Consider the following 15,318-nt stretch of genomic DNA (forward strand, 5'->3'; position numbering starts at 1 on the left):
TTATAGATCATAAGAACAGAGTAGTTACCAGGGCCGGCGGAACTGCGGAGCAGGTGTTCGCAAATCGACGCACGGGGAGGTGTCATGGAGCAGGGCAAAGACCGGTCACTGGTCGCCAAAGTGATGGATGGGCTTGTCGCGGGTATCGTCGAGGACAAGTACGGCGGCATCTTGCCGCCGCAGGACGTGCTGTCGAAAGAGTTCGATGTGAGCCGCACGGTCATGCGGGAAGCGTTGTCGATGTTGCTTGCGCGCGACATGCTCGACGTGCGTCCGAAAGTCGGGACGCGCGTGCGGCCGATGCGCGACTGGCGGATGATCGACGAGGACGTCGTGAGCTGGCGCTTTCGGGCAAAACCCGATCCGCAGTTCATGCGCGACGTCATCGAATTCCGGATGCTGATCGAGCCACGTGCGACCGCGCAGGCGGCGGTGCGTGCGACGGCGGCCGACATCGCGGGCATTCGCGAAGCGTTCGATGCGTTCAAGGTGCTGCAGCCGGGCGACGCCGGCTACGACACGGCGGACGAGTTGCTGCATACGCGGATCGTCCAGGCGAGCGGCAACCAGTTCTTCCAGCAGATGGCGGCGATCGTGCGCGGCGCTGTGCGTCTCGTGAACCCGCGCGTCGTGCAGAAGGAGGGCGCGCACGACATCGCGGTGAAGGCGCATGCGCGCGTCGTCGATGCGATCGAGCGGCGCGACCCGCGCGAAGCCGAAGCGGCGTCGCTCGCGCTGATCGATTTCAGCGCGGACGAGATTTCGCGCGATTTCTCGGTCGACGTGCCGGTGCGCGCCTGACGCGGCGCATGTCGCTCATCCTCGTGCCGCCGGGCCGTTTATCATGACGGCCGGCCGGCAGCGTGCCGGCCACCGTCATACGACCGACACGGAAGATCAGGATGAACGACAACGACCATCGCCCGGTGCGCTTCGGCATCGTCGGTGCAGGCAGCATTGCGCGCCGCTTCGCGCAAAGCCTCGCACACGTGCCGGGCGCCACGCTCACCGGCGTCTGGGCCCGCCGCGCCGACGCGGCTGCGGCCTTCTGCGGGGCATACGGCGGCACGCCTGCCGCGCGCCTCGACGCGCTCCTCGCGAGCGACGAAATCGACGCGGTCTACATCGCGACGCTCCATGACAGTCACGCGCGGTACACGCTGGCCGCCCTGGCTGCCGGCAAGGCCGTGCTGTGCGAGAAACCCGCGGCGCTGAACGCCGCGCAACTCGACACGGTGCTGCAGGCGGCGCGCGATGCCGGGCAGCTCTTCATGGAGGCGATGAAGCCCCCATTCTTCCCGCTGTATCGTCAACTGCGTGCGCACCTGCGTGACGATCCGATCGGCGAGATCCGGCTCGTGCGGGCGGGCTGCGCATCGTCGTCGGTGCCGGACGACCATTCCGTCTATCGGCTCGATCGCGCAGGCGGCGCGTTGCTCGACATCGGCATCTACGAGGCGTTTCTCGCTGTCGACTGGCTCGGCGCGGCGCGCGACGTACAGACGCTCGGCCGCGTCGGTGCGACCGGTGTCGACCTGTTCGCGAGCCTGAACAGCGTGCATGCGAACGGCGGGATCGCGCAGCTCTTTTGCGGGCTCGACGTGATGGGGCGCGGCGACGCGCTGATCGCCGCGGCCGGCGGCCACGTGACGATTCACGAGAAGTGGTGGAACCCCGAGCGTGCGACGATCCGCTATGCGGACGGGCGCACCGTCGAACTCGACGCACCGGCCGCGGGCGGCGGGCTGAACTACGAAACCGCGCATTTCTGCGACCTGCTGCGCGCGGGCGAGACCGAAAGCCCGATCATGACGCACGACCATTCGCGGCAGATGATTGCGATGACCGATGCGGCGCGCGCCGTGCTCGGCGTGCGTTATTCGGGCGAATAGGCGGAATGGACGAAACAGGCGGGAAGGAAGGCGCCGGGCCCGCGAGCGCGGCCCGGCGTAACTGCGCGGCTCAGTGCCGCGACGGCAGCGACAGGCGCTTTTCGTACCAGCGCTGCACCCATTCGAGAATCTGGCACAGGATCCAGTACACGGCCGCGGCGGCGAGATAGAGCGGCAGCGGCTGATAGGTCGCCGCGATCACTTCCTGCGCGCTGCGCAGCAGTTCGGTCACGGTGATCACCGACACGAGCGACGTGTCCTTGATCAGGCTGATCAGGCTGTTCGACAGGCTCGGCACCGCGATGCGCAGCGCCTGCGGGCCGATCACGTAGCGCAGCGTCTGGCCCCACGACAGCCCGAGGCTGTATGCGGCGAGCCATTGGCCGCGCGCGATCCCGTTGATCGCGCCGCGCATGCTTTCCGACATGTAGGCCGCGACGTTCGCGGACAGTGCGATCACGCCGGCCGGCGTCGGGTCGAGCGAGATGCCGAGGCTCGGCAGCCCGTAATAGATCACGAAGATCTGCACGAGCAGCGGCGTGCCGCGCATCAGGCTCACGTACGCGCGCGCCAGCCACGCGAGCGCGTTGACCCAGATGCGCTCGAAGCCGTCGAGCGCTTCGCTTTGCCGGATGCCCATCATCGCGAGCACGACGGCGCCAAGCAGGCCGAACACCATCGACAGCACGGCGAACTTGACGGTCAGCACGGCACCCTGGGCGAGCACCGGCAGCGATTGGACGAGCAGGGACGTTGTCGACATGGAATACGAAGCGAATGCGTGCGCGAAAGCGCAATCATAAACCGGACCGATAAAACAAAGGGCGGCATCGTTGCGGATGCCGCCCTTTCCGGCCCGCCGTCAGGCGGGAAATGCAGGCGTGCTTACTTGATCGGTTTCGTCACGTCGATGCCGAACCACTTGTCGGAGATCTTCGTGAACGTGCCGTCGGCCTCGAGCTGCGTCATCGCGTCGTCGATCGCCTTCTGGAACTTCGGGTTGCCCTTCTTGAACGGGATACCCGACGGGTTCGCCGAACCGACGTTCGCGCCCGGGCGCAGCGGCAACTGCGAGTTCTTCGTCAGGTACGCGAGCATCAGGCGGTCGTTGAGCGCCGCGTCGAGGCGGCCGGCCGCGAGATCGCGCAGGTACTCGGGCGCGCCCGGGTACGTCTTCACGTCGATGCCGGGCACCGATTTCGCCATGTCCATGTAGTTGGTGCCGAGCGCGACGCCGAGCTTCTTGCCCTTCAGGTCTTCCAGCGACTTGAACTCGCGCGTGTCGTCCTTGCGCTGGATCAGCTGCGCGGACGAGAACGTGTACGCAGGCGAGAAGTCGAGCGTTTCCTTGCGCTTGTCGGTGATGCCGACCTGGTTGGCGATCACGTCGAACTTGCCCGCCTGCAGGCCCGCGATGATGCCGCTCCATTCGGTCGTCACGAACTCGGCCTTCACGCCGAGCTTCGCGGCGACGGCCTTCGCGATGTCGACGTCGAAGCCGACGAGTTCGCCTTGCGGGTTCTTCGAGTTGAACGGCGGGAACGTGCCTTCGAGGCCGACGCGCAGCGTGCCGCGCTGCTTGACCTGGTCGAGGAGGTCGGCCGCGTGGGCGGTTGCCGCAGCGAACGACGTGCCGATCACGCCGGCAACCAGCAGCTTCTTCAACAGCGAAAATTTCATCGTGTGTGTCCTTGCCCTGTCCGGGTCAATGATTCTGATGGTGAAGCGATGATAGCAAAAATGCTATCGATATCTAAATAAAGTTTGTTTATGGCTATATTACGCGGTGCGTTCGCGGGCGATCGCCTTCACGCATTCGGACACGAGCGCCGGGCCGCGATAGATGAAGCCGGTATAGAGCTGGACGAGCGCCGCGCCGGCCGCGAGCTTCGCACGGGCATCCTCGCCCGAGAAAATGCCGCCGACGCCAATGATCGGCACGTCGTTGCCGACTTCGGCGTGCAGTTTGCGGATCACTTCGTTCGACGCGTCGAACACCGGGCGGCCCGACAGGCCGCCGGCTTCGTCCGCGTGCGGCAGGCCCTGGACGGCCGCGCGCGACAGCGTCGTATTGGTGGCGATCACCGCTTCGATCTTGTGGCGCAGCACCGTGTCGCCGATTTCCTTGACCTGCTCGTCGTCGAGATCGGGCGCGATCTTCAGCGCGAGCGGCACGAGCTTGCCGTGCAGGTCGGCGAGGCGCTGCTGCTTGTCCTTCAGCGCGGCGAGCAGCGCGTCGAGTTCGCCCGCGCCCTGCAATTGGCGCAGGTTCTTCGTGTTCGGCGACGAGATGTTGATCGTCACGTAGCTCGCGAACGGGTACACGCGCTCGAGGCAGTACAGGTAATCCTCGGCCGCGCGTTCGATCGGCGTGTCGGCGTTCTTGCCGATGTTCAGGCCGAGGATGCCGCGATAGCGGGCGGCCTGCACGTTCTTCACGAACTGGTCGACGCCGTGGTTGTTGAAGCCCATCCGGTTGATCAGCGCTTCGGCCTGCGGCAGCCGGAACATCCGCGGGCGCGGGTTGCCGGGCTGCGGGCGCGGCGTGACCGTGCCGACCTCGATGAAGCCGAAGCCGAGCGCCGCGAGGCCGTCGATGGCCGCGCCGTCCTTGTCGAGGCCGGCCGCGAGGCCGACCGGGTTGCGGAACGTGAGCCCCATCACGGTGCGCGGCGCGTCGGGCACGCGGGCCGACAGCGCGCAGGCGAGGCCCGTGCGTCCGGCCGCGCCGAGCGCGCGCAGCGTAAGGTGGTGAGCGTCTTCCGCATCCATTTTGAACAGGGATGCGCGGGCCAGCGGGTAGAGGGAACTGAACACGGGAATGGGGCGGACGGCCGAAATGAATGACAACCCGCTATTTTACCGGGAGTTGCGCGGCACGGGCGTGCTTCGCTTCGTAGCCGCCGCTACGCGCGTCAGCCCGAGCCGGAATGTCCGCCCGGCAACGGCGCGCGCGCCAGCGCCGCGTCGACGGGCGGCAGGTCGATCCGTTCCGGATCGAGCGTCTTCCAGCGGCCGTCGATCAGCCCTTCGAGCGGATGGAAGTTCGCCTTGTAGGCCATCTTCGGGCTCTCGCGGATCCAGTAGCCGAGGTACACGTAGGGCAGCCCGAGGCTCTTCGCCTGCTCGATCTGCCACAGGATGTTGTAGGTGCCGTAGCTCGTGTGCCGGTCGTCGGGCTCGAAGAACGTATAGACCGACGACAGCCCGTCGCCGAGGATGTCGATCATGCTGACCATCCGCAGCTTGCCGGGTTCGCCGCCCGGTGCGTCGAGGTCGCGGAATTCGACGAGGCGCGAGTTGATCCGGCTTTGCAGCAGGAACTGTTCGTACTGGTCGCGACTGTCGCGATCCATGCCGCCGCCCGCGTGGCGCGCGGACTGGTAGCGCATGTAGAGCGCGTAGTGCTCTTCGTCGTAGTGCAGCGGCGACACCGTCGCGACCAGCGTGCGGTGCCGCTTCCACATCCTGCGCTGCGTGCGCGTCGGCGCGAACTCGCCGACCGGCACGCGCACCGGCACGCATGCGCGGCAGCCGTCGCAGTACGGACGGTACGTGAAGACGCCCGAGCGGCGGAAGCCGGCCTTCACGAGTTCGGTGTAGATGTCGGAATTGATCAGGTGGCTCGGCGTCGCGACTTGCGAGCGTGCGATGCGGCCGTCCAGATAGCTGCACGGATAGGGCGCCGTTGCATAGAATTGCAACGCCGAAAGCGGTGAAAGCGGCAGCTCAGTCGGGTGAGTCATGGGCAGCTCTCGATGCAGGGAAGGAGTGCCGCGCTAGCGCTCGCTCCCGGTGGGCGCCGCCGTTTCGGCGGGGCTCGTCAGCGCGGCGAGCACGCGCTTGTCGAACTGCCACGGAATCGGCGGTTCGGCTGCCGCGCGGCGCACGTGAGCGACAAAGGCCTGGCGTGCGATCTCGCGGCCGCCGAGCGACGCTAGATGCGACGTATTCTGCTGGCAGTCTATCATTTCCAACCCCTGCTCGCGAAGGTGCGCGACGAGCGCGGCCAGCGCGATTTTCGATGCATCGGTCACGTCCGCATACATCGACTCGCCGAAAAACATCCGGCCGAACGACACGCCATAGAGGCCGCCGACGCGGCGCCCGTCGTGCCACGTTTCGATGCTGTGCGCGTTGCCGGAGCGGTAGAGCGACGTATAGGCGTCGATGATCTCGGCGGTGATCCAGGTGCCGCGCTGCCCGCGGCGCGGCGCCTGCGCGCACGCGCGCATCACGCCGGGAAAGTCGTGATCGACGCGCACTTCCCATTCCGGCGTGCGCAGCACGCGCTTCAGCGTCTTGCGCAGCGACGGCGACACCTTGAATTCGGCCGGCACCAGGATCATGCGAGGGTCGGGGCTCCACCACAGCACCGGCTGGCCGTCCGAGTACCACGGGAAGATGCCGCGCCGGTACGCGTCGATGAGGCGCGACGGCAGCAGGTCGGCGCTCGCGGCGAGCAGCCCGGGCGCGCCGGTCGCGGGGCCGAGCGCGCGTTCGATGGACGGAAACGGATCGTCCGGGCCGAGCCAGGGAACCATGGGTGGGGGCTCAGCCGTTGCGCAGCGAGCGGAAGATATCGCCGGTGTGCACGCCGTAGTCGCCGGCTGCGCGATCGGCGAAGAAGAAGCGCAGCGTCTGGCTGACGGTCGGGAACGCGATCTCGTCCCACGGAATGTCGGCTTCGTCGAACAGTTTCACTTCGAGGCTTTCCTCGCCGGCTTCGAAACCCGGATCGGTGAGCCGCGCGAGGTAGAACAGATGGACTTGATGCACGTGCGGCACGTTGAGCAGCGTGAACAGGTTCTGCACCTCGACGCGCGCGCCGGCTTCCTCGAGCGTTTCGCGCGCGGCGGCTTCCGCGGTCGTCTCGCCCATTTCCATGAAACCCGCCGGCAGCGTCCAGAATCCGTAGCGCGGTTCGATCGCACGGCGGCACAGCAGGATCTGGTCGCCCCAGACCGGCACCGTGCCGACGACGTTGCGCGGATTCTGATAGTGGATCGTGCCGCAGTGATCGCAGACGAAGCGTTCACGGTTGTCGCCAGGCGGAATGCGCGCGAGGACTTCGTGACCGCAGACGGAGCAGAATTTCATGTCGAGTGGAAGGGACGAGGTGATGCGAGTGTATCACCGGCCCGCGGCATTCTTGAACGCCTGCGCATGCGGCGGCGTGTCGGGCGAAACGGCGCGCGCGTGCGCGAAGAGGGCGCGGCGTCCGGACGCGCGAAAACAAAAAGCCCGGCGCGAGGCCGGGCTTTTTGCGACATTCTGGACGGTTGGTTGCGGGGGTAGGATTTGAACCTACGACCTTCGGGTTATGAGCCCGACGAGCTGCCAGACTGCTCCACCCCGCGTCCGTCGAAGAAATGAATTATATGGTCTTACCCGAATGCGTGCAAGTGTTTTCTGACAATCGCGTGACGAGCGCTGGTGGGGCCGGTACGGGGAGGCGCGTGCGCTAGAATCGAGCGGTTTGTGTCGTCATCCCGGCAGCGGCCCTGCGCGAGCGCATCTGCGCCGTTCCGATACTCATTACTGCATCGACGGATTCATGGATATCGCTCACGATCTGCAATCGATCGGCGCGCAGGAACAGGCGCTCGTGTTTCCCCATTTCGACCCGGCCCGCGCGTGGGCGCTCGGCAACCGGATGCACGCGCTCGCGACGTCGCGCGGCCATGCGATCGCGATCGACATCGTCACGTTCGGCCAGCCGCTGTTCTACGCGGCGCTCGCCGGCGCGACGCCCGACAACGCCGACTGGGTGCGCCGCAAGCGCAACGTCGTCGCGCATTTTCGCCGCAGTTCTTACGCGATCGGCCTGCGCATGCAGCAGGCCGGCGCGACGCTCGCGGACAAGCACGGGCTGCCGGCCGCCGACTATGCGTCGCACGGCGGTTCGTTTCCGCTGACCGTCGCCGGCGCCGGCGTGATCGGCTCGATCACCGCGTCCGGGCTGCCGCAGCGCGCGGACCACGAGTTCGTCGTCGAGGCGCTGTGCGCGGAACTCGGTCACGACTACGCGGTACTGGCCCTCGCAAGGAGCTGAGCGATGCAACTGCCCGGTTACGCATGGCTCGCGATCGCGATCGTCGCGGAAGTGATCGGCACGTCCGCGCTGCGCGCGGCGGACGGCTTCACGCGCCTCTGGCCGTCGGTGCTCGTCGTCGCCGGTTACGGCGTCGCGTTCTACTGCCTGTCGCTCACGTTGCGCACGATGCCCGTCGGCATCATCTATGCCGTCTGGTCGGGCGCCGGCATCGTGCTGATCACGCTCGTCGCGATGCTGCTCTATCGCCAGGTGCCGGACGTGCCGGCGGTGATCGGTCTCGGGCTGATCATCGCGGGCGTCGTGGTGCTGAACCTGTTCTCGAAGATGCAGGCGCACTGAGCGTGCGACTGCCGTTTGCCGGATGACCGTCATGACCGATTCCACTCCCGCCGCCGTTTCCGCCGAATCCGCCCAGCCCGACGTGTGCGCGTACGTCGCGAACCGCATCGGCTTTCTCGAACTGAACCGGCCGAAGGCGCTGAATGCGCTGTCGGTCGGCATGATCCGGCTGATGCAGCAGGCGCTCGACGCGTGGCGCGACGATCCCGACGTCGTCGCGGTCGTCGTGCACAGCCCGCATCCGCGCGCATTCTGCGCGGGCGGCGACGTGCGCTTCTTCCACGACGCGTGGCGGCGCGGCGACCGCGGTGCGGTCGACACGTTCTTCATCGACGAATACACGCTGAACCATGCGATCTTCACGTATCCGAAGCCGTACATCGCGCTGATGCACGGCGTCGTGATGGGCGGCGGCATGGGGATATCGCAGGCGGCGCGGCATACCGGCGGCCTGCGCGTCGTGACCGACTCGACGAAGATGGCGATGCCCGAAACGCGCATCGGCCTGTTCCCGGACGTCGGGATGAGCTGGTTTCTCGCGCGCACGCCCGGCGCGATCGGCCGCTATCTCGCGGTGACCGGCGCGACGCTCGACGCGGCCGGTGCGCTGTACGCGCAACTCGCCGACGTCTATCTGCCCGACGCCGCGCTGCCGGCGCTGCTCGACACGCTGCGTACCGCGCGCATCGACAGCGGCGCGCAGGCCGTCGCATGCGTGAAACACGCGGCAGCCGCGCACAAGGTCGTGCCGACGCCCGACACGTCGGCGCTCGCCGATGCGCGTGCCGCGATCGACCGGCATTTCGCGCAGCCGGACATCAACGCGATCCTCGCGTCGCTCGACGCCGAGCAGGATTGCGCGGCGGTCGACGGGTGGGTCGAGAAGGCGACCCACGCGATGCGCGAGCAGTTGTCGCCGCTGTCGATGGCCGTGTCGCTCGAAGTCGTCGAACGCGCGCGCGGCGCGACGATGGCCGATTGCCTGCGGCGCGATCTCGATCTCACGCGCTCGACCTTCGCGCGCGGCGACGTGATCGAAGGCGTGCGCGCGCTGATCGTCGACAAGGATCACCAGCCCGTGTGGCGTTTCAAGTCGGCTGCCGACGTCCGGCGCGCCGACGTGCTCGCGATGTTCGACAGCCCGTGGGCGCCCGACGCGCATCCGCTGCGCGAGCTGAAGGACTGACGTCGATCAGGCTGACCCGCGCGAGCCGATCGACGCGCGACACGGAAACGAAAAGGCCGCGTGCACGATGCACGCGGCCTTTTTCATGGAAGTCGGCCGGTCCTGAAGGGCGCGTCGCCCGCGCCGCGGCGTTATTCGTCGCCCGCGTCGTCCGACATGAACGCGCGCATGAACACGAGCGCGCCGAAACCCCACACCGCATTGGCCGCGAAGCCGGCCGCGAGCACGGGCATCATGTTGCCCGACGGCCAGATGCCGCGCAGCGGATCGATCGCGAACACGCGAGCGGCCGTCAGCACGATGCCGCCGAACACGAGTGCGCCGATCCACGATGCTTCGCGTTCCGGCGACACGCGCAACAACCACGCCATCGGAATCGCGCAGCACGCGCTGATCAGCGCATTCGCGACAAATTCAGGAATGCCGAGCGGCGCGAACGGTTGTGTCGAGAAGCCGGTTGCGGCGATCAGGTCGGCCGTGTGAAGGAGGGCCAGCGTGGCCTCGCGGAAGAACAGTGCGGCCAGGAAGCCGGACAGGAAGGGCAGGATGACTTTCTGCATCGATGAGTGCACCGCAGGCGCGCACGGCCGGGGCCGGGCGCGCGGAGTTATTCGGATAGGTGCGCCATTATAGGGCCCGGCCGCGGCGATATTCGCTCCAGCGTCGTGCTAATCACGAAAGCGGAAAACCTAAGCTCAAAAAAATCGTTCCAAAGCCCTGTACCGGTCCCTAGACTGATTTCCCAGAAACAGCCGTGCAATCGCGTCCTCGTCCGCGGCACGGCCTGACCGGCGAGCCATCCCGATTCGAATGCACACCATGCATGCGTCGCTCATCCGCGACGCGAGCAGGGCGATGTCTTTTTCAAATTTCGGCAGTGACAGTCAAGCAGGAGCAGCAGATGAATGTGTTCTGGTTTATCCCCACGCATGGCGACAGCCGCTATCTCGGCACGGCCGAAGGCGCGCGAGCCGCGGACTACGATTACTTCAAGCAGGTCGCCGTGGCGGCCGACACGCTCGGCTACGACGGCGTGCTGCTGCCGACCGGCCGTTCCTGCGAGGATGCGTGGGTCGTCGCGTCGAGCCTGATTCCGGCGACGCAGCGCCTGAAGTTCCTGGTCGCCGTGCGTCCCGGCATCGCTTCGCCGGGGCTGGCCGCGCGGATGGCCGCGACGTTCGACCGTCTGTCGGGCGGCCGCCTGCTGATCAACGTCGTCACGGGCGGCGATGCGGCCGAGCTCGAAGGCGACGGCCTGTTCGCCGATCACGACACGCGCTACGAGATCACCGACGATTTCCTGAACATCTGGCGTGGGCTGCTGACCGCGTCGCACGACAACGGCGGATTCGACTACATCGGCAAGCACCTGCAGTCGAAAGGCGGCAAGGCGCTTTATCCGCCGGTGCAGCATCCGCATCCGCCGCTGTGGTTCGGCGGCTCGTCGCCGGCCGCTCACGCGATTGCCGCCGATCACATCGATACCTACCTGACCTGGGGCGAGCCGCCCGAGGCCGTCGCGAAGAAGATCGCCGACATCCGCGCCCGTGCCGACGCGCGCGGCCGCAAGATCAAGTTCGGCATCCGCCTGCACGTGATCGTGCGCGAGACCGAGGACGAAGCATGGCGCGACGCCGAGCGGCTGATCAGCCGGCTCGACGACGACACGATCGCGCGGGCGCAGAAGGCGTTCGCGAATATGGATTCGGAAGGCCAGCGCCGGATGGCCGCGCTGCACGGCGGCAAGCGCGGCGGCCGCGAGGCGCTCGAGGTCTATCCGAACCTGTGGGCCGGCGTGGGGCTGGTGCGCGGCGGCGCCGGCACGGCGCTCGTCGGCAATCCCGAGCAGGTCGCCGAACGCATGCGCGAATACGCGGATCTCGGTATCGAGACGTTCATCCTGTCCGGCTATCCGCACCTCGAGGAGTCGTATCGCTTCGCGGAACTCGTGTTCCCGCTGATCAAGGGCCAGGGTGTCGAGAAGGCGGCCGGTCCGTTGTCGGGGCCGTTCGGCGAGATCGTCGGCAACAACTATCTGCCGAAGACGAGCCAGAGCTGAGCGACGGAGGCTTACGATGACAACGAAAACGTCGAAGACGGGCGTCGCCGTGGCCGCCCGCGCATGGCGCGGCGTCGCGCCGTGGCTCGTGCCGCTCGCGTTGCTGGTGGTGTGGGAAGTCGGTGCGCGCACCGGCTGGCTGTCGACCCGCGTGCTGCCCGAGCCGGTGGCGGTCGTGCGCGCGGCCTGGTCGCTCGTGACGTCGGGCGAAATGTGGGCGAACGTGAAAGTGAGCACGTGGCGCGCGCTGTTCGGCTTCGCGATCGGCGGCGGCGTCGGCCTCGCGCTGGGGCTTGCGACCGGGCTGTCGAAGGCCGCCGAGGTCGCGCTCGACTCGACGATCCAGATGATCCGCAACATCCCGGCGCTCGCGATGATTCCGCTCGTGATCCTGTGGTTCGGCATCGACGAGAAGGCGAAGCTGTTCCTCGTCGCGCTCGGCGTGTTCTTCCCCGTCTACATCAATACGTATCACGGGATCCGCTCGGTCGACGCGAACCTGATCGAGATGGCGAAGAGTTACGGCGTGCGCGGCTTCGCGCTGTACCGCGACGTGATCCTGCCGGGCGCGCTGCCGTCGATTCTCGTCGGCGTGCGTTTCGCGCTCGGGCTGATGTGGGTGATGCTGATCGTCGCGGAAACGATCTCCGCGCAGTCGGGCATCGGCTACATGACGATGAACGCGCGGGAATTCCTGCAAACCGACGTGGTCGTGGTCGGCATCCTGCTGTACGCGGTGCTCGGCAAGCTGGCCGATGTGCTGGCGAAATGGATCGAGCGCGTGACGCTGCGCTGGCACCCCGCCTATCAATCAGGAGCAAAGGCATGAATGCGACGACTTCGGCGGCCGCCTACGGCCCGCTCGCCGGCGCAGACCTCGAGGCCGAGCTGGCGCAGGCCCGCGTCGCGGACGGCGATGCGCGCGATGCGGCCATCCTCGAACGTGACGGCGGCGCATCGGTCGTGCCGCTCGCGCGGCGGCGCGCGGGCGGTCCGGCATCCGACGACGCGGTCACGCTGTCGGGCGTCAGCAAGCGCTTCGGCGCCCGCACGGTGCTCGACAACGTCGAGCTGAACATCGCGCGCGGCAGCTTCGTCGCGATCGTCGGCCGCAGCGGCTGCGGGAAATCGACGCTGCTGCGTCTCGTCGCGGGACTCGAGCAGCCGAGCAGCGGCGCGCTCGTGACGCACGGCGACGGCGGCGGCGCGCTCGATACGCGGATCATGTACCAGGACGCGCGCCTGCTGCCGTGGAAGACCGTGCTGCAGAACGTGATGCTGGGCCTCGGCCGCGGCGCGCGCGACCGGGCCCGCGCGGTGCTCGACGAAGTCGGGCTGCTGGAACGCGCGAACGACTGGCCCGCGCAACTGTCGGGCGGGCAGCGGCAGCGCGTCGCACTGGCCCGTGCGCTCGTGCACCGGCCGCAACTGCTGCTGCTCGACGAGCCGCTCGGCGCACTCGATGCGCTGACCCGCATCGAAATGCACGCGCTGATCGAGCGCCTGTGGCGCGAACATCGATTCACCGCGCTGCTCGTCACGCACGACGTGCAGGAAGCCGTCGCGCTCGGCGACCGCATCCTGCTGATCGAGCAGGGGCGGGTGGCGCTCGACCAGCCGGTGCCGCTCGACCGGCCGCGTGCCCGCGCGTCGGCGGCCTTCGCGGCACTCGAGGATCGCGTGCTGAAACGCGTGCTCGCCGGCGGCCCCGGCGCGGTCGATCAAGACACGCAGCATGAAGCAGACAAGGTTCGACCGGTCGGGCAGATCCGCTGGGCCGTTTAATGCCGGGCGGCTCCGGCCGCCCGTTCTGAGACTTTTTCTTCGGAGCGATCATCCCGATGAGCATCACCGCAATCAACGTACGTAACCAGTTCAAGGGCAAGGTCAAGGAGATCATTCGCGGGTCCGTGGTCTCCGAAGTCGACGTCGAGACGCCGTTCGGCATCGTCACGTCGGTGATCACCACCCGTTCGGTGGACGAACTCGAACTGAAGGTCGGCGCCGAAGTCGTCGCGCTCGTGAAGTCGACGGAAGTCTCGATCGCGCGTCTCTGAGCGCGTGGGTCGCGCGTCGGTGCGGCGCCGCCGGGCAGGCAACGTGCCCGGCGGCGCCGCATTGCATTCGTGGAGCGCGTTTGCCTCGGTATTCGACTGCCGGACGAAGTGCTAGGATGGAACGACACCGATGCCGGAGGCGAACGCATGACCCCCATCCTTTCCCCCGAAGCCATCGAGGCGCTGAAATGGATCGACCAGTTCGGCGACAGCCGGCCGGTTCCCGCCGCGTTCAATGACGTTATCTACGCATTGCTGAACGACGGGCTGATCTATCAGGCGACGGCCGACCGGGTCGACCTGACGGCCGATGGCCGGTCATTTTTGTCAGACGAATACGATTGAGCGCGCGATGGAACCGAGAGGCAGCGACCTCGGCGATTTCAGCGAGCCGTACCGCGGCTTCGAGATCGAGGTGAAGACCGAGCAGGTCTGGGACGGCGAGCATGCGCATTACCGCGTGCTGCGAGGCGATACCGTGCGGATCGACTGGCGGCTGGTCAAGGTCGACGGGATGCTGTTGACCGAGCGGCACGTGATCGAGCGCGTGTTCGACGAGGCGCGCCGGGCGGTCGATGCGGAGCTGGGCGACCGGTAGCGCGCGTGTCGGGCGGGCATGGCCGGGATTGCGGTAAAATACCCGGTTGTTTCCGCGCCGCCTGGCCTGTACCCGAATTCCATGTCCGTTTCGTCCTCGCTTCCTCCCCGCCGTGTATCGGTCGCGCCAATGCTCGACTGGACCGACCGCCATTGCCGGTCGTTCCACCGCACGCTGACGCGCAATACGTGGCTGTATACGGAGATGATCACGACGGGCGCGCTGCTGTTCGGCGATGCCCAGCGGCATCTTGCGTTCACGCCGAGCGAATCGCCGGTCGCGCTGCAACTCGGCGGCAGCGAGCGGGACGACCTCGCGCGCGCGGCGAAGCTCGGCGAGCAGTGGGGCTACGACGAAATCAACTTGAATTGCGGTTGCCCATCCGAGCGCGTGCAACGCGGCGCGTTCGGTGCATGCCTGATGAACGAGCCGCAGCTCGTCGCCGACTGCGTGAAGGCGATGCGCGATGCGGTGTCGGTGCCGGTCACGGTCAAGCACCGGATCGGCGTCGATGCGGTCGAGGACTACGCGTTCGTGCGCGACTTCGTCGGCACGGTGGCCGAGGCCGGTTGCGAAACGTTCGTCGTGCATGCCCGCAACGCGATCCTGAAGGGGCTGTCGCCGAAGGAGAATCGCGAGATCCCGCCGCTCAAGTACGACTATGCGTATCGGTTGAAGCGCGATTTTCCGTCGCTGGAGATCGTGATCAATGGTGGCATCACGACGCTCGATGAAGTCGCGCAGCATCTGGAGCATGTCGACGGCGTGATGCTCGGCCGCGAGGCGTATCACAACCCGTACGTGCTGGCGGAGGTCGATGCGCGCTTCTACGGATCGAGCGCGGCGGTGCCGACGCGCGAAGCGGCCGAAGCGCAACTGATCGCGTATTGCGCGGCCGAGCTGAAGCGCGGCACCTACCTCGGCGCGATCGTGCGGCACGCACTCGGGTTGTATCGCGGCATGCCGGGCGCGCGTGGCTGGCGTCGCGTGCTGTCCGACAACAAGAAGCTCGCACGCGGCGATCTGGCCGTGTTCGACGAGGCACGCGCGCATCTGAACGAAGCCGAAGAATTTTTTGAAAAAAAGGCTTTGCAAGATTCAAAAGTGTTCGTATAATCTTGTTCTTCGC

The 15,318-nt window shown here is 67.1% G+C and carries 19 protein-coding genes and 1 tRNA gene; 12 read left to right on the forward strand and 8 right to left on the reverse strand.

Annotation, left to right across the window (positions count from 1 at the left end; all coding sequences use genetic code 11):
- Window positions 1-84: 84 nt before the first annotated feature.
- Together J8I35_RS11975 and J8I35_RS11980 are read left to right on the forward strand one after the other, a co-directional pair.
- Window positions 85-801: an FCD domain-containing protein gene (locus J8I35_RS11975; protein WP_069621410.1), complete on the forward strand. Its 717-nt coding sequence runs from the start codon at window positions 85-87 to the stop codon at window positions 799-801.
- A 101-nt stretch (window positions 802-902) separates the two neighbouring features.
- The gene (locus J8I35_RS11980) at window positions 903-1,892 is read left to right on the forward strand and encodes a Gfo/Idh/MocA family oxidoreductase (RefSeq protein ID WP_209925546.1); all 990 of its coding nucleotides are present in this window, start codon (window positions 903-905) and stop codon (window positions 1,890-1,892) included.
- A 70-nt stretch (window positions 1,893-1,962) separates the two neighbouring features.
- On the opposite strand, the gene J8I35_RS11985 is transcribed toward J8I35_RS11980, so the two are convergent.
- The 7 genes from J8I35_RS11985 to J8I35_RS12015 all read right to left on the reverse strand — a co-directional run bounded on the left by J8I35_RS11985 (window position 1,963) and on the right by J8I35_RS12015 (window position 7,252).
- Window positions 1,963-2,655, reverse strand: a complete 693-nt coding sequence (locus J8I35_RS11985) for an amino acid ABC transporter permease (RefSeq protein WP_006484207.1) — start codon at window positions 2,653-2,655, stop codon at window positions 1,963-1,965.
- A 122-nt stretch (window positions 2,656-2,777) separates the two neighbouring features.
- A complete protein-coding gene (locus J8I35_RS11990) occupies window positions 2,778-3,572 on the reverse strand; it encodes a cystine ABC transporter substrate-binding protein (RefSeq protein WP_050012549.1) in 795 nt (264 codons plus the stop codon).
- Window positions 3,573-3,671: 99 nt separating this feature from the next.
- Window positions 3,672-4,709: a quinone-dependent dihydroorotate dehydrogenase gene (locus J8I35_RS11995; RefSeq protein ID WP_209925547.1), complete on the reverse strand. Its 1,038-nt coding sequence runs from the start codon at window positions 4,707-4,709 to the stop codon at window positions 3,672-3,674.
- Window positions 4,710-4,807: 98 nt separating this feature from the next.
- Window positions 4,808-5,638: an arginyltransferase gene (locus J8I35_RS12000; RefSeq protein ID WP_050012550.1), complete on the reverse strand. Its 831-nt coding sequence runs from the start codon at window positions 5,636-5,638 to the stop codon at window positions 4,808-4,810.
- Window positions 5,639-5,671: 33 nt separating this feature from the next.
- On the reverse strand, window positions 5,672-6,436 hold the full coding sequence (gene aat, locus J8I35_RS12005) for a leucyl/phenylalanyl-tRNA--protein transferase (RefSeq protein ID WP_050012551.1): 765 nt from the start codon (window positions 6,434-6,436) through the stop codon (window positions 5,672-5,674).
- A gap of 10 nt (window positions 6,437-6,446) precedes the next feature.
- The gene (locus J8I35_RS12010) at window positions 6,447-6,992 is read right to left on the reverse strand and encodes an NUDIX hydrolase (RefSeq protein WP_006476111.1); all 546 of its coding nucleotides are present in this window, start codon (window positions 6,990-6,992) and stop codon (window positions 6,447-6,449) included.
- 183 nt (window positions 6,993-7,175) lie between these two features.
- A tRNA-Met gene (locus J8I35_RS12015) sits at window positions 7,176-7,252 on the reverse strand.
- 197 nt (window positions 7,253-7,449) lie between these two features.
- Between J8I35_RS12015 and J8I35_RS12020 the strand changes: the two genes are divergently transcribed.
- The 3 genes from J8I35_RS12020 to J8I35_RS12030 are packed head-to-tail and all read left to right on the forward strand — an operon-like array spanning window position 7,450 to window position 9,475.
- Window positions 7,450-7,947 (forward strand): heme-degrading domain-containing protein, encoded by a 498-nt coding sequence (locus J8I35_RS12020; RefSeq protein WP_069621415.1) that lies wholly within the window; start codon window positions 7,450-7,452, stop codon window positions 7,945-7,947.
- Between the two features lie 3 nt (window positions 7,948-7,950).
- Window positions 7,951-8,289: a multidrug efflux SMR transporter gene (locus J8I35_RS12025; RefSeq protein ID WP_011545307.1), complete on the forward strand. Its 339-nt coding sequence runs from the start codon at window positions 7,951-7,953 to the stop codon at window positions 8,287-8,289.
- A gap of 31 nt (window positions 8,290-8,320) precedes the next feature.
- Complete coding sequence (locus tag J8I35_RS12030) at window positions 8,321-9,475, forward strand: enoyl-CoA hydratase/isomerase family protein (RefSeq protein WP_209925550.1); 1,155 nt, start codon at window positions 8,321-8,323, stop codon at window positions 9,473-9,475.
- 131 nt (window positions 9,476-9,606) lie between these two features.
- Here the strand turns inward: J8I35_RS12030 and J8I35_RS12035 are convergent, their stop codons facing one another.
- Window positions 9,607-10,035 (reverse strand): hypothetical protein, encoded by a 429-nt coding sequence (locus tag J8I35_RS12035; RefSeq protein ID WP_006484223.1) that lies wholly within the window; start codon window positions 10,033-10,035, stop codon window positions 9,607-9,609.
- Window positions 10,036-10,376: 341 nt separating this feature from the next.
- On the opposite strand from J8I35_RS12035, the gene ssuD reads away from it, so the two are divergent.
- From ssuD to dusA, 7 genes are all read left to right on the forward strand, one after another.
- Window positions 10,377-11,534 carry an FMNH2-dependent alkanesulfonate monooxygenase gene (gene ssuD, locus J8I35_RS12040; RefSeq protein ID WP_050012553.1) on the forward strand — a complete coding sequence of 386 codons (1,158 nt, stop codon included), beginning with the start codon at window positions 10,377-10,379 and terminating at the stop codon, window positions 11,532-11,534.
- A 16-nt stretch (window positions 11,535-11,550) separates the two neighbouring features.
- The gene (gene ssuC, locus J8I35_RS12045) at window positions 11,551-12,363 is read left to right on the forward strand and encodes an aliphatic sulfonate ABC transporter permease SsuC (protein WP_050012554.1); all 813 of its coding nucleotides are present in this window, start codon (window positions 11,551-11,553) and stop codon (window positions 12,361-12,363) included.
- A complete protein-coding gene (locus J8I35_RS12050; RefSeq protein WP_050012555.1) occupies window positions 12,360-13,319 on the forward strand; it encodes an ATP-binding cassette domain-containing protein in 960 nt (319 codons plus the stop codon). Before ssuC ends, J8I35_RS12050 begins: the two co-directional genes overlap by 4 nt.
- A 56-nt stretch (window positions 13,320-13,375) precedes the next feature.
- Entirely contained in the window at window positions 13,376-13,591 is a 216-nt protein-coding gene (locus tag J8I35_RS12055; protein ID WP_006476104.1) for a TOBE domain-containing protein, read from the forward strand.
- 147 nt (window positions 13,592-13,738) lie between these two features.
- Window positions 13,739-13,936: a hypothetical protein gene (locus tag J8I35_RS12060; protein WP_050012556.1), complete on the forward strand. Its 198-nt coding sequence runs from the start codon at window positions 13,739-13,741 to the stop codon at window positions 13,934-13,936.
- A gap of 7 nt (window positions 13,937-13,943) precedes the next feature.
- Window positions 13,944-14,189, forward strand: a complete 246-nt coding sequence (locus J8I35_RS12065; protein ID WP_050012557.1) for a hypothetical protein — start codon at window positions 13,944-13,946, stop codon at window positions 14,187-14,189.
- A gap of 129 nt (window positions 14,190-14,318) precedes the next feature.
- Window positions 14,319-15,305: a tRNA dihydrouridine(20/20a) synthase DusA gene (gene dusA / locus J8I35_RS12070; protein WP_239468935.1), complete on the forward strand. Its 987-nt coding sequence runs from the start codon at window positions 14,319-14,321 to the stop codon at window positions 15,303-15,305.
- The last annotated feature ends 13 nt before the right edge of the window (window positions 15,306-15,318 follow it).

This window comes from Burkholderia sp. CpTa8-5 (assembly GCF_017815045.1).
GTDB lineage: Bacteria > Pseudomonadota > Gammaproteobacteria > Burkholderiales > Burkholderiaceae > Burkholderia > Burkholderia sola.

Bases quoted from the DNA above. Each gene is read 5' to 3' on its own strand.
- J8I35_RS11975 (WP_069621410.1), top strand. From the start codon at position 85: ATGGAGCAGGGCAAAGACCGGTCACTGGTCGCCAAAGTGATGGATGGG.
- J8I35_RS11980 (WP_209925546.1), top strand. From the start codon at position 903: ATGAACGACAACGACCATCGCCCGGTGCGCTTCGGCATCGTCGGTGCA.
- J8I35_RS11985 (WP_006484207.1), bottom strand. From the start codon at position 2,655: ATGTCGACAACGTCCCTGCTCGTCCAATCGCTGCCGGTGCTCGCCCAG.
- J8I35_RS11990 (WP_050012549.1), bottom strand. From the start codon at position 3,572: ATGAAATTTTCGCTGTTGAAGAAGCTGCTGGTTGCCGGCGTGATCGGC.
- J8I35_RS12000 (WP_050012550.1), bottom strand. From the start codon at position 5,638: ATGACTCACCCGACTGAGCTGCCGCTTTCACCGCTTTCGGCGTTGCAA.
- aat (WP_050012551.1), bottom strand. From the start codon at position 6,436: ATGGTTCCCTGGCTCGGCCCGGACGATCCGTTTCCGTCCATCGAACGC.
- J8I35_RS12010 (WP_006476111.1), bottom strand. From the start codon at position 6,992: ATGAAATTCTGCTCCGTCTGCGGTCACGAAGTCCTCGCGCGCATTCCG.
- J8I35_RS12020 (WP_069621415.1), top strand. From the start codon at position 7,450: ATGGATATCGCTCACGATCTGCAATCGATCGGCGCGCAGGAACAGGCG.
- J8I35_RS12025 (WP_011545307.1), top strand. From the start codon at position 7,951: ATGCAACTGCCCGGTTACGCATGGCTCGCGATCGCGATCGTCGCGGAA.
- J8I35_RS12030 (WP_209925550.1), top strand. From the start codon at position 8,321: ATGACCGATTCCACTCCCGCCGCCGTTTCCGCCGAATCCGCCCAGCCC.
- J8I35_RS12035 (WP_006484223.1), bottom strand. From the start codon at position 10,035: ATGCAGAAAGTCATCCTGCCCTTCCTGTCCGGCTTCCTGGCCGCACTG.
- ssuD (WP_050012553.1), top strand. From the start codon at position 10,377: ATGAATGTGTTCTGGTTTATCCCCACGCATGGCGACAGCCGCTATCTC.
- ssuC (WP_050012554.1), top strand. From the start codon at position 11,551: ATGACAACGAAAACGTCGAAGACGGGCGTCGCCGTGGCCGCCCGCGCA.
- J8I35_RS12050 (WP_050012555.1), top strand. From the start codon at position 12,360: ATGAATGCGACGACTTCGGCGGCCGCCTACGGCCCGCTCGCCGGCGCA.
- J8I35_RS12055 (WP_006476104.1), top strand. From the start codon at position 13,376: ATGAGCATCACCGCAATCAACGTACGTAACCAGTTCAAGGGCAAGGTC.
- J8I35_RS12060 (WP_050012556.1), top strand. From the start codon at position 13,739: ATGACCCCCATCCTTTCCCCCGAAGCCATCGAGGCGCTGAAATGGATC.
- J8I35_RS12065 (WP_050012557.1), top strand. From the start codon at position 13,944: ATGGAACCGAGAGGCAGCGACCTCGGCGATTTCAGCGAGCCGTACCGC.
- dusA (WP_239468935.1), top strand. From the start codon at position 14,319: ATGCTCGACTGGACCGACCGCCATTGCCGGTCGTTCCACCGCACGCTG.